The organism is Pseudomonas sp. AKS31 (assembly GCF_023634765.1).
Lineage (GTDB): Bacteria > Pseudomonadota > Gammaproteobacteria > Pseudomonadales > Pseudomonadaceae > Aquipseudomonas.
The window spans coordinates 122,681-136,131 of sequence record NZ_JAMLFX010000003.1 but is presented as its reverse complement, the minus strand read 5'-3'; the positions used below and the strand labels follow the sequence as shown (position 1 = coordinate 136,131).

Annotated in this window: 7 protein-coding genes and 1 pseudogene; all 8 read left to right on the top strand. The window is 51.2% G+C overall.

Going from position 1 to position 13,451, the window contains the following annotated elements; all coding sequences use genetic code 11:
* Positions 1-12 precede the first annotated feature (12 nt).
* The 8 genes and pseudogenes from recF (at position 13) to M9827_RS11590 (ending at position 13,322) form a co-directional block, all read left to right on the top strand.
* The gene (recF, locus tag M9827_RS11620; protein ID WP_038359568.1) at positions 13-1,116 is read left to right on the top strand and encodes a DNA replication/repair protein RecF; all 1,104 of its coding nucleotides are present in this window, start codon (positions 13-15) and stop codon (positions 1,114-1,116) included.
* 5 nt (positions 1,117-1,121) lie between these two features.
* A complete protein-coding gene (gyrB, locus tag M9827_RS11615; RefSeq protein ID WP_007960764.1) occupies positions 1,122-3,539 on the top strand; it encodes a DNA topoisomerase (ATP-hydrolyzing) subunit B in 2,418 nt (805 codons plus the stop codon).
* Between the two features lie 760 nt (positions 3,540-4,299).
* Positions 4,300-4,938, top strand: coding sequence for a Tn7 transposase TnsA N-terminal domain-containing protein (locus M9827_RS11610; protein WP_250605564.1), 639 nt, complete (start codon positions 4,300-4,302; stop codon positions 4,936-4,938).
* On the top strand, positions 4,919-6,874 hold the full coding sequence (locus tag M9827_RS11605) for a TnsB C-terminal domain-containing protein (protein WP_250605563.1): 1,956 nt from the start codon (positions 4,919-4,921) through the stop codon (positions 6,872-6,874). Before M9827_RS11610 ends, M9827_RS11605 begins: the two co-directional genes overlap by 20 nt.
* The gene (locus M9827_RS11600) at positions 6,871-7,812 is read left to right on the top strand and encodes a TniB family NTP-binding protein (RefSeq protein WP_065897812.1); all 942 of its coding nucleotides are present in this window, start codon (positions 6,871-6,873) and stop codon (positions 7,810-7,812) included. Before M9827_RS11605 ends, M9827_RS11600 begins: the two co-directional genes overlap by 4 nt.
* A gap of 79 nt (positions 7,813-7,891) precedes the next feature.
* A pseudogene (locus M9827_RS27820) lies at positions 7,892-8,221 on the top strand (TniQ family protein); the annotation flags it as partial.
* Between the two features lie 144 nt (positions 8,222-8,365).
* Positions 8,366-9,727: a hypothetical protein gene (locus M9827_RS11595; RefSeq protein WP_250605562.1), complete on the top strand. Its 1,362-nt coding sequence runs from the start codon at positions 8,366-8,368 to the stop codon at positions 9,725-9,727.
* A 622-nt stretch (positions 9,728-10,349) separates the two neighbouring features.
* Positions 10,350-13,322: a type I restriction endonuclease subunit R gene (locus M9827_RS11590; RefSeq protein ID WP_250605561.1), complete on the top strand. Its 2,973-nt coding sequence runs from the start codon at positions 10,350-10,352 to the stop codon at positions 13,320-13,322.
* The last annotated feature ends 129 nt before the right edge of the window (positions 13,323-13,451 follow it).

The following is a 13,451-nucleotide window of genomic DNA, read 5'->3' as shown; positions in this document are numbered from 1 at the left end:
AGCTGACTCTGGATGTCCTTAAGTCGTGTTTCGGTCACCGCGGTGCGTAATCTGCACCCGGTGACCTTCTCCCCCTCCCCCCGCATCAACATTCTTTACGGCGCCAACGGCAGCGGCAAAACCAGTGTTCTGGAAGCCATTCATCTGCTGGGGCTTGCCCGTTCGTTTCGCAGCACGCGGCTATTACCCGTCATTCAGTACGAACAGCTCGCCTGTACCGTTTTTGGTCAGGTTGAACTGGCTGAAGGCGGACACAGTGCGCTGGGGATTTCCCGAGACCGTCAGGGCGAGTTCCAGATCCGCATCGACGGCCAGAACGCCCGCAGTGCTGCGCAGCTCGCGGAGATCCTGCCCCTGCAGTTGATTAACCCGGACAGCTTCCGCCTGCTTGAAGGTGCGCCGAAGATTCGTCGTCAGTTTCTCGATTGGGGCGTGTTCCACGTCGAGCCGCGCTTCATGGCCACTTGGCAGCGTTTGCAGAAGGCCTTGCGCCAGAGAAACTCCTGGCTGCGGCATGGTACACTTGACGCCGTTTCGCAAGCGGTTTGGGACAGGGAACTGTGCCAGGCCAGCGCTGAAATCGATGAATACCGCCGCGCTTACATCAAAGCCTTGAAACCAGTCTTTGAACAAACCTTGAGCGAACTGGTTGAGCTCGAAGGTTTGACGCTCAGCTATTACCGAGGCTGGGACAAAGACCGGGAATTGAGCGCCGTACTGGCCGGTTCCGTGCAACGGGACCAGCAAATGGGCCATACCCAGGCCGGGCCGCAACGAGCTGATTTGCGTCTTAGATTGGGCGCACACAACGCCGCGGACATTTTGTCCCGGGGTCAGCAGAAGTTGGTGGTCTGTGCATTACGGATTGCTCAAGGGCACCTGGTCAGCCAGGCCCGCCGCGGTCAGTGTATTTATCTGGTGGATGACCTGCCGTCCGAGTTGGACGAGGGCCACCGTCGCGCGCTGTGCCGCTTGTTGGAAGACTTACGCTGCCAGGTGTTCATCACCTGTGTAGATCACGAATTATTGAGGGAAGGCTGGCAGACGGAAACGCCAGTCGCTCTGTTCCACGTGGAACAGGGCCGTATCACCCAGACCCACGACCATCGGGAGTGAAGGCATTGAGCGAAGAAAATACGTACGACTCAACGAGCATTAAAGTGCTGAAAGGCCTGGATGCCGTACGCAAACGTCCCGGTATGTACATTGGTGACACCGACGATGGCAGCGGTCTGCACCACATGGTGTTCGAGGTGGTCGACAACTCGATCGACGAAGCCCTTGCTGGCCACTGCGACGACATCAGCATCATCATCCACCCGGATGAGTCCATCACCGTTAAAGACAACGGCCGTGGCATCCCGGTAGACGTGCACAAAGAGGAAGGCGTTTCCGCCGCCGAGGTCATCATGACCGTCCTCCACGCTGGCGGTAAGTTCGACGATAACTCCTACAAAGTATCCGGCGGTCTGCACGGTGTAGGTGTGTCGGTAGTGAACGCTCTTTCCGAAGAGCTGGTACTGACCGTTCGCCGCAGCGGCAAGATCTGGGAACAGACCTACGTCCACGGCGTACCTCAGGCGCCGATGGCCATCGTTGGCGATAGCGAAACCACCGGTACCCAGATCCACTTCAAGGCTTCCAGCGAAACCTTCAAGAATATTCACTTCAGCTGGGACATCCTGGCCAAGCGCATTCGTGAACTGTCCTTCCTAAACTCCGGTGTCGGCATCGTCCTCAAGGATGAGCGCAGCGGCAAGGAAGAGCTGTTCAAGTACGAAGGCGGCCTGCGTGCGTTCGTTGAATACCTGAACACCAACAAGACTGCGGTCAACCAGGTGTTCCACTTCAACATCCAGCGTGAAGACGGCATCGGCGTGGAAATCGCCCTGCAATGGAACGACAGCTTCAACGAGAACCTGTTGTGCTTCACCAACAACATTCCGCAGCGTGACGGTGGCACCCACCTGGTGGGCTTCCGTTCCGCTCTGACGCGTAACCTGAACAACTACATCGAGCAGGAAGGTCTGGCGAAGAAGCACAAAGTCGCCACCACCGGTGACGATGCCCGTGAAGGCCTGACCGCGATCATTTCGGTGAAAGTACCGGATCCGAAGTTCAGCTCGCAGACCAAAGACAAGCTGGTGTCTTCCGAAGTGAAGACTGCGGTCGAGCAGGAGATGGGCAAGTACTTCTCCGACTTCCTCCTGGAAAACCCGAACGAAGCCAAGCTGGTCGTCGGCAAGATGATCGACGCTGCCCGTGCCCGTGAAGCGGCGCGTAAAGCCCGTGAGATGACCCGCCGCAAAGGCGCGCTGGACATCGCCGGCCTGCCGGGCAAGCTCGCTGACTGCCAGGAAAAAGACCCGGCACTGTCCGAACTGTATCTCGTGGAAGGTGACTCCGCGGGCGGCTCTGCCAAGCAGGGACGTAACCGCAAGACCCAGGCAATCCTGCCGTTGAAGGGCAAGATCCTCAACGTCGAGAAAGCACGCTTCGACAAGATGATCTCTTCCCAGGAAGTGGGCACCTTGATCACCGCGCTGGGCTGCGGTATCGGTCGCGAAGAGTACAACATCGACAAGTTGCGCTATCACAACATCATCATCATGACCGATGCTGACGTCGACGGTTCGCACATCCGTACCCTGCTGCTGACCTTCTTCTTCCGTCAGTTGCCTGAGCTGATCGAGCGCGGCTACATCTACATCGCCCAGCCGCCGCTGTACAAGGTCAAGAAAGGCAAGCAAGAGCAATACATCAAAGACGACGACGCCATGGAAGAGTACATGACGCAGTCGGCCCTGGAGGATGCGAGCCTGCACCTGAACGAAGAAGCCCCGGGTATTTCCGGTGAAGCGCTTGAGCGTCTGGTGAACGACTTCCGCATGGTGATGAAGACCCTCAAGCGTCTGTCGCGCCTGTACCCGCAGGAGCTGACCGAGCACTTCATCTACCTGCCAGCCGTGAGTCTGGAAATGCTTGGCGATCACGCCAAGATGCAGGACTGGCTGGCCCAGTACGAAGTCCGTCTGCGCACCGTCGAGAAGTCGGGTCTGGTCTACAAGGCCAGCCTGCGTGAAGACCGTGAACGTGGTGTGTGGCTGCCAGAGGTCGAACTGATCTCCCACGGCTTGTCGAACTACGTCACCTTCAACCGCGACTTCTTCGGCAGCAACGACTACAAAACCGTCGTCACCCTCGGCGCTCAACTGAGCACCCTGCTCGACGAAGGCGCGTACATCCAGCGAGGCGAACGCAAGAAAGCGGTCACCGAGTTCAAGGAAGCCCTGGACTGGCTGATGGCCGAAAGCACCAAGCGCCACACCATTCAGCGATACAAAGGTCTGGGCGAAATGAACCCGGATCAGCTGTGGGAAACCACCATGGACCCAAGCGTGCGCCGCATGCTGAAGGTCACCATCGAAGACGCCATTGGCGCAGACCAGATCTTCAACACCCTGATGGGTGATGCGGTCGAACCTCGCCGTGACTTCATCGAGAGCAATGCGCTGGCGGTTTCTAACCTGGATTTCTGATCCCGGTGTAGGTTCACACAATAGTTGATCATTTTCACAAATACATGATCGACGGACTCAAATGCAAAAAGGCCAATTCATTGAATTGGCCTTTTTTATTTCCTCGAAAATTCGATTTCTATCCTGCTCTCCCGGTCACTGGTTACTAACTTATGGGGGCGGAAGCGGACGACTGCCTAGATATAGGCGTGTGCGGAGTTGATTGAATGTAGCGAGATGAGCGCGTCTGAGTGAGTGATACCGCAAGTATCGAAATGAACGCGCAACGCGTAGCAATAACGGATCAATTCGTCAAGGAGATATTGAAGATTTTCGTGGAGAAAGACGAATGGTAGGAGTAAAATCTGGCACGCCCTTACGCCGTAAGAGCGTCCCAAAAAAATCAGCCGGTTACGTTAACTTGTTGAAGCAAGTTCCTAACGGCCATCGGTAACAGCAAATGCTTTGAGAACCTATCTGGACAATAGGTTTAAGGCATAACTGCTTTCTTCGACGATCTCATAAGGAGGCATCGAAAAATGTAGATACTGCAGAATTAGAGGCTCTGACAGCGCCTACAACCAGGTACATCTTGCGTAACGAACCCGCGCAATTTCTGCCTTTTTTTGGCGCTTGTCAATCCTCTCCCAAAAAATCGACTTCAGCGAGGGCCCTCGACGGGGAAGTGTTGCCTGTCGAAAGTCCCTCCTGGAGCCCGCTCTGCGTCTAATTTTTCGGGTGCAGCGCAGGCGCTTGTCTCAAAGATTTGTGGAGGTGTTCAATGTCAGTGCGCAAGGTCATTACCAGGAGTTCGAATCATATAAGGATCTCTTTTCCTTCCGTGAAGAATGGAGGTCCTGTTCAGTGTGAATCACAACTGGAAAGCGGTTTTGTCAGGCTTCTGGAGCTTTCTCCCATCGTCCGCAGTTATCTCGTACAGCCAAGCCTCGAGTTAGTTTCTATCAGTGGCTCAACCAAAAAATACTATCCCGACGTACGTGTGTACCTTATGGATGGTCGGGAATGGTGGTTCGAAGTCAAGTACCAAAAGAGCTTGTTGATATCCAGCGTCAAGCAAAAAATGGAAGCAGTTAAGCAGCACTTTTTTGCTACCGACCGCAATTTTTCAATCGTTACCGACCTGCTTATTCACAGTCAGCCTTTGTCGAAAAACTTACAAAAACTTATGTACCACCGTCGTGGGCCTATGCTCCCGGCTTTGCGTATGAAAGAAATCCACCAGCGGCTTCAAATGCAGAAGCCTGAAACTTTGAGTGAGCTTATTGCTATTTTTGGCAAGGCGGACGCTTGGCTTTTTTTGGGGTTAGGAATTGTAGGTGTAGATCTCGAAATACCTATTTCCGATGTATCGAAAATCTTCATTAACGGTGGGCACCGCCATGCAGATATTTTCGCTTAGGGCAAAATTAGTTGTCTTAGTACGCGGCGTTAAAATGAAGCTCGAACGAAGATTGGTAGATCGTCGCTTGCTATTTTTCGATGAGCTGGGTGAACCTACTAAATTAACTGAGGCTGAGTTTTATAGTGGGTACGAAAAGCGGGAAATTGAAGTTTGCCCAGACCAACCTTTTATTGGAGAAATCCCGCATGTTCGAAACGCACCCCCTGATCTATCTTGCTTTCCGGCCCGTCATAGCAAAGAGGCATTGCGTCGCAGGGCATATCTTGAGGGCGTGAGAGAGGAAGGGGAATCGAAACTTCCGAGTGAAGAAATCATGCTGGATAAATTGAAAGAAATAGCAAGAAGAGCCGGAGACTCATGTGTTCCGTCGATAAGTACTATTAGACGGTGGGCTTCGAAATATATGGGAAAAGACGTCTTAAAGTTGCTACCAAAGCACTCTAAGAAAGGACGTACAGCATCGATTGCTGGCGAGCTGAAAGATATCCTTGATGAGGTCATCGATGAGTTGTATCTGAATGAGACAGCTGTCAGTGTTTCGAAAGTTATTGGTGAGTTAGATCTAAGGATCAAGGAGTCAAATCTTGGTCGATTGCCTTCTAACCAACTGGCGATGCCAAGTGGAATGACTATCCGCAGGTATATTGCCAACCTTGATCCCTACTTGGTAGACGAGGCTCAGTTAGGTAAGCATGCGGCGAAGAAAAAACACCGAGCGGCTACCGGAGTACTCCGGATCAATCATATTCTGGAGCGTTGGGAAATCGACCATACCCTGCTTGACTTGTTGCTTGTATACGAAGAGACCGGCTTGGTAATTGGGCGTCCTTATATGACGGTTGTAGTAGATAAGTTTTCTCGTATGGTCATGGGGTACCTACTTCATCTCGCTGCGCCAAATACCGAATCTGTTCTTCGGGTCATTGAGCGTGCAATTCGCCCCAAAGCAGATCTTTTACGGCGTTTTCCTAACGTGAAGAACGAATGGCGGGCTCATGGCATGCCCACTCGAATCGCACCGGACAACGCTGCGGAGTTTCACGCGGGTGACCTAGTCATTGGCTTTAACGATTTGGGGATCGAGATTCTGTACCCCGCTTCCAGAGCTCCTGAGGAAAAAGGAACAGTTGAAAGGTTTTTCAGCACCCAAAATTTGGGATTGATTCACAACCTCCCAGGCACGACGTTCTCCAATGTGCAACAACGTGGAGATTACGATTCAGAACAGCACGCTTGTTTCACTCTTGTGCAGCTGGAGGCTGCCGTCGTGAAGTGGATTGTGGATGGTTACCACCAGACTCCACATCGTGGACTTAACAAAAAGACACCTGCTCAGGTCTGGCTCAATGATGAGCAGCAGCATTTGATCCGATTGCCGGTAGACCTGGATGCACTGGAGTGCATTCTCGCTCGACGCTGCGCCGTTAAGGTTCATCACTATGGAATCGAGGTAGACACCATCGGCTATCACTCCAGTGAACTTGCTCAGTTGCGAATGCGCTTGAAGCCGGGTGAAAAGGTCAGTGTTCGCTATCGAGACGAAGCTGGCCATGTCTGGGTACATGATCGTTTCAGAAGCGTCTTCCTGCAGGTGCCAGTCAAGGACAAGCGAATGATTGGTAAGAGCCGAGAGCTGTGGAAAGCTGCGCAAAAAGCGCTGAGGGAGGCCGGCAGGGAAACGCCTAGTTTTGACGAACTGCATCGGACTTATCGTGAAATTCGGGAAGAAATTGATGAAGCTAAAACTTCTCAGAAGTTGCGCCGCCGGCGTGAGGCCGCGCGTGCCAAGCTGGACAGGGAAGGACGCAAGGTTGACACGAATAGCTCTCCGGTAGTGGTTGCCGAGGTGGACTGGGTTGACAGCCAAGCCTTGCCAACTGTCGCGCCCCTCAAGGTTTCTTACCGTCCACCCTCTGTAGGAGGCAGACCATGAAAACTGCGGAAGAAGGCACCCTACCCTTTTCCTTGCGTCATTTCTTCATTGATACCCCACAGGCCATGCGAGCTTTGACGCGCCTGGCCGAGGTACATGGTGATACCAAGCGCACGGGGGCGAGTAAGGGATTAGTTATTCAAGGTCCGAGCGGCGTGGGTAAGAGCACGATGATCAGGGAGTATGTTCAGCAACTGAAAGCTGCAGACCATGTATCTACGCAGAAACGAACCGTACTGGTTGTTGAAATCCCCTCATCGCCAACCAAAAAGAACTTGGCCACTGCGATGCTTAGAGCATTGAACGATCCCTACGCAGATTCCCGTGGTCATTCTGCAGAGGTCAAATTCGAGCGAATCATCCTACTCATGAACAGGCTTGGTGTTGAGGTAGTGGTGCTCGACGAGGCCCAACACCTAGTTGATTACCGCCGTAACGATGCGCACGAGGCTGCGGACTGGATCAAAAGCATGATGAACGAGACCAGCATCACATTTGTGCTGGTGGGGTTGAAGCGCACGGAGGGGCTCCTGTGGGCGAACGAGCAACTGCGTCGTAGGTTCTCCGCAATAGTTGACTACAACCGATTCTACTATGGCGATAGAGCTTCGACACACTTTGCATCGTTGCTTGAATCGATCGCGGGATTGTTGCCGGTTAGGACAATCAGCTTCTCGCAAACTCAGCTCATACAGCGTTTCCATCTTGCTTCGTATGGGTTGATCGACTACCTGATCAAGATCCTGGATAGGGCTGTATGGCTAGTTGAGCATCGAAATCTTGAGGGTATCAATCTCGAGGTGCTCTCTGAAGCTTTCAGGGATGAGGTCTGGAGCCAAGCCATCACCGAGCGCAATCCGTTTAGTGAAAGCTTCAATTTCAAGCCACTGATTGGTAATCGTGAACCTTTTGAAAACTTCGACTTGATCGCGTCCTGATCGAGAGGGCCGGAGCTACAACTCCGGTCCTATCACTTCAACTCCACATTCTCGGTAGTTCATTGCTCACGGTACAGAAATGTTCGGTCTTTTAATCAACGTTCATCCTCATCGAGATGAGAGCTTACTAGGATATTTGCAGCGATTGGCAGGAGCCAATGGCTTAGTGGGTAACGAACTGATCAAGGCTTTTCAGGAAGCCAGTGATGATGACGTAGCCAACTGGTTTGGCACTATGACGCTGCCGGTGAGCTGGCCGGCAGTATCCCTTTTGCTTAGACGACCGACGACACAGGCGCTTAAGACCTGGTCGCTACAGTGCAAGCGTTTTTGCTCATGTTGTTTGGCTGAACACTCGTATTGGAGAGAGTCATGGGATCTAACCCTCGTCACGAGCTGCTCCAGTCATGGAGTCCACTTGGAGGATAGATGCCCGGGGTGTTCCGCAAAGATAAACCGCGACGCTATGCTGGCAAACAGCTGTAAAACCTGTGGCTTTTTCTTCTCCTCAGGAGCTACTTCAGCTACCGCTGAGGAGGGAGCTTGCACTTGGATGACAGATGCTATGGAGGCGAGGCTTAGGCAGGAATACAACTCCGTATTCAGCGATTTGGATGCCCTGACCTATGAGGAGCTCCATGCCTTATCGGTGAGACTCGCCGCCAGGATCGTTCGAACAGAAGGCTCGAAGCCGTTGAAGTTGGCCGATTCAGGATCGCTCGAAATATCGCGTGAATTGGCTCAAGCGGCCGGTGAAATACTCATGAACTGGCCGCGTGCATTCACTGACTTGCTGAGCGATCTCAGATCGACCAGACCCACTGGAACGGATTGGAAACTAGCTTCCGCATTTGGGCCGATTTACAGGGACATCCATCATGATCTCAAAGCGCCTTGCTATGCGTTCGTTCGTGCGGAGTTCGAGTCTTATGTTCAACGGGAATGGGAGGCGCCATTAGCGAAGAGAAACCGTTATCTGAGCGAAAAGACGATTACCGAACATCGTTGGGTCTTTATTGATGAGGCGGCTCGTGTAACTGGCTTGCCTAAATCCTGTGTACAGAGACTGCATGACCACGGCGAAGTTGACGCTAGGGAAATCGTGCATTCATGCGGCCGTAAGTCCAAAGTGGTTGATGTCTCACAGGTCCGTGAGCTCGCGCTTCTTATGGCGAAAACAGTAAACCTGAGGCAAGCGGCCAAGCTGTTGCACATCAATCTTGAGCGAGTGCGGCAATTGATCTCAGGAGGCATTCTGAAATTCTATGGCGGCAAGCCCAAGGCCGGTGAAAAATGGCTAATAGATGTTGACTCGCTTAGAGGCTTGGGGCTCGAGCGTATACAGGCTCCTCACGGTGATGTGTTTGTATCGGTCAATTATCTGGCTAAGCATCACCTGCCAACGGGTGGAGGTCTCGTTGAGATGATTGAGGCGATCAAATCTGGAGAGCTCAGAGCTTTTAGGGATGCGGACGAAAGCAAGGCGGCGATAGGACATTGGCTTTTGAGACCTCAAGACTTAACTGATTGGATGCAGAGTGCGCTCCAGAAGCCATCAGATTCTCCAGGGATCACTGTCGGTAAAGCGGCAACACTTTTAGGTGTCAAAGAGGAAGTCGCCTATGCAATGGTTCGACTAGGGATCCTATGGAGTATGTCGGTTCGCAGGGGCCGGAGCACAGTGCTCATGGTTAAACCCACAGCTATCGAAAGGTTCAGGCGTAAGTACATATTGGGCCCAGAGTTGGCGGTTTTTCTGGGCATGTCACCCAAGCACACGACGCATCATCTCTGGATGAACGGGTTCCGCCCTGTTGCGGGGCCGTCAATTGTGAAGTCTCCATGTCGGCAATACGTTTGGCCTCGAAGCAAGAAATTGATGGATTACCTAGCTTGGAGGGCAGCACACCACTGACAATACAACTCATTGCAATCGCCCTTGTTAACCACTTTTTTACTGTGTTAACAACGTTGGGTAACGCAGTAAAAAATCGGATTACTGGGCTAAGCGTCCCTATGATTAGCCCACCGGTCCTCACCCGGTTCTCAGAAGCTGGGGCAGTGACCGTATCGGCAAATTTCTGCATTTACTCATCTGAACCCGAAAAACTGCCTCCGCTATTCGGGTGGTCTCAAGAGTCATGGGCGGCTAGCGACCAAATTCCGCTCGATCCCTTGATAATAGATGACGTTGGAATTTGGTTTTGCGCGATATGTCTGTCAAAAATGCCCTCTAGCCGGCAGAGTAATTGAGCGACTCGGTCCAGGTTGTCAAGGACGGAGTCAGGGAATACCTAGGCAGGTTATTGAGTATTCGGTGAAATGATGTGGCTTAGGCCGGTTATACTGTCTCAATTTTGTGAGCCTCAGCCTCAGCCCAAAGGCAAGGAATACCTTAAGTAAGCTCGCTGGTCTGGGGTTTTTGGCTAAAAGTAGTGCGTAGATGCTGCTTCGCGATAGCCGCGTGAGACCGCCGCTACCAAAGCTCTTACCTCTTCAATGCCGCCAAGTGGCATACCGATGACAGGAATAATTGAGTGAGCACCTCTGAACACCATATTGAACAGGCACTCATCGCCAAGCTGACTGACCTCAAATACACACTTCGCACTGATATTAGGGGCCGGGATACTCTTGAAAAAAACTTTCGAGAAAAATTTGAAAGTCTTAACCGAGTTCATCTGACGGATAGCGAATTCCGACGTCTGCTGGACAGCATAGTAACGCCCGATGCGTATAATGCCGCACAAACCCTGCGCAATATAAACGCTTTCGAGCGAGATGACGGTACTCCTCTGAACTATACCTTAGTCAACATCCGTGACTGGTGTAAGAACGACTTTGAGGTTATCAACCAGTTGCGGATGAACACTGACAGCAGTCATCAGCGCTACGACGTAATCCTGCTCATCAATGGCATCCCAGTGGTGCAAATTGAGTTGAAAGCGCTGAAGATCAGCCCTCGACGTGCCATGCAACAGATTGTTGATTACAAGAGTGATCCGGGGAATGGCTACGGAAAGACACTTCTATGCTTCTTGCAGTTATTCGTTGTCAGCAACCAAACTTCTACCCAGTATTTCGCTAACAACAACGCAAGGCACTTCAGTTTTAACACTGACGAGCGCTTCTTACCCGTTTATCAATTTGCTGGTGAAGACAACAGGCCGATTACTCAGTTAGACAGTTTCGCCGAGAAGTTTCTCGCCAAGTGCACGCTGGGCCAGATGATTAGTCGCTATATGGTCTTGGTGGCGAGTGAGCAAAGGCTACTAATGATGCGTCCATATCAAATATATGCCGTCAATGCCATTGTGGACTGTATTCACCAAAACTGTGGTAATGGGTATATCTGGCATACAACGGGCTCAGGGAAGACTTTAACTTCTTTTAAAGCATCTACTCTGCTCAAGGACAATCCTGACATCGATAAGTGTCTGTTTGTGGTGGACAGAAAGGATCTCGATCGCCAGACCCGCGAGGAGTTCAACCGATTCCAAGAAGGCTGTGTCGAAGAGAACACCAATACTGAGGCCTTAGTAAGGCGCTTGCTGTCCGATGATTATGCTGACAAGGTAATCGTTACTACCATTCAAAAACTAGGGTTGGCCCTAGACGGTACTAACAAGCGTAACTATAAGGAGCGCTTGGAGCCATTACGCGAAGCTCGTATGGTATTTATTTTTGATGAATGTCATCGCTCGCAATTTGGTGAGAATCACAAGGCAATCAAGGAGTTTTTCCCTAGGGCCCAGCTCTTTGGCTTCACGGGAACGCCGATCTTCGAGCAGAACGCCAGTGCCCAGCAGATTGAAGGCCAGCAGGCAAGTTACCGTACAACCGACGATCTGTTTCAGCGTTGCCTGCATGAATACACTATCACCCATGCCATTGATGATCAGAACGTACTGAAGTTTCATATAGATTTCTTCAAGCCTGAAGGAAAAAATCCTCCAAAACCAGGCGAAGGTCTGCCCAAGGATAAAGTTATTGAGACTATCTTGAGCAAACACGATGCTGCCACCAACGGCCGAAAGTTTAATGCTTTGTTGGCTACTGCTAGTATCAATGATGCTATTGAATACTTTGAGTTATTTCGCAGCGTTCAAAGCGAACAAACGAAGAAAGACCCTGACTTCCGCGCGCTAAATGTAGCCTGCGTTTTTTCTCCGCCCGCCGACGGCAACAAAGACGTTCAGCAGATACAGGAAGATCTTCCTCAAGAAAAGGAAGATAACCAAAAAGATCCTGAGGGTAAGAAGGCCGCGCTTACCCGAATTATTGCTGACTACAATGCGCGTTTTGGCACAGATCACCGCATTAGCGAGTTCGATTCTTACTATCAGGATGTGCAAAAGCGTATCAAGGACCAGCAGTACCCAAATACTGATCTACCTGCCACTCAGAAGATCGATATTACAATCGTAGTTGATATGTTGCTCACCGGTTTTGACTCCAAGTATCTCAACACATTATATGTGGACAAGAACCTTAAGTACCACGGGCTCATCCAAGCATTTTCTCGTACTAACCGTGTGCTAAATGATAGCAAGCCATACGGCAACATCCTAGACTTTCGCCAGCAACAAAAGCCTGTTGAAGAAGCAATAGCGCTCTTTTCGGGCGAGAAGATAGATAACGCGCGTGAAATCTGGCTGGTGGATGCTGCGCCTAAGGTGATAGATAATCTGCGGATGGCCAATGACAAGCTTGCTAAATTCATGCAGTCACAAGGAGTAGCATATGCTCCGGAGAACGTCGCTAGTCTTAAAGGCGATGTCGCTCGGGCGCAGTTCGTCAACTTATTTAAAGAAGTACAGCGTCTCAAAACCCAACTCGATCAATATACTGACCTTTCAAAAGAACAATTTTCGCAAATTAACCAAATTATCCCTCCCGATAGGCTGCAGTCTTTTAAAGGCGTATATCTGGAAACCGCCAAGCGCTTGAAAGAGCAACAGGATCGTGAGCAAGCACCTCCAGAAGTGCAGCAACTGGATTTCGAATTCGTGCTTTTTGCTTCTGCTGTTATCGACTATGACTACATTATGGGGTTAATTGCGAAGCTGACCCAGGAAAAGCCTGGCAAACTCACGATGAATCGGGAACAGCTCATTGGCCTTATTCAATCGGATGCCAAATTTGTTGACGAGCGCGAGGACATTGCTGAATACATTCGTGGCTTGCCTATGAATGAGGCATTGAACGAGGCACAAATCCGCAGCGGCTTTGATCGCTTCAAGACGGATAAGAAGGATAATGAGCTAGTCGGTATAGCTGAGAAGCACGGGTTAACTCCAGAAACACTTCAAGTATTCGTCAATGAAATACTACGTCGCCGGGTCTTTGACGGAGAAAAGCTCACCGATTTTCTGGAACCGCTCGGACTCAATTGGAAAAGTAGGCGATTGAAGGAGTTGGCACTGATGGAGGATTTGGCTCCGCTTCTGCAACAGCTAGCTCAAGGTAGAGAGATAGCTGGCCTAGCTGCATATGAGGACGGGAATTGACGGATAACCTCTTATTATCAGGGCTGCATATGGACAGAGCCAAAATCGTAAACTTTACAGCAACCGGTTCCATTATGAACGATTCTGCTCCCACTCCGCTTGCCAATACACTTGCCTTTTTTCTAAATA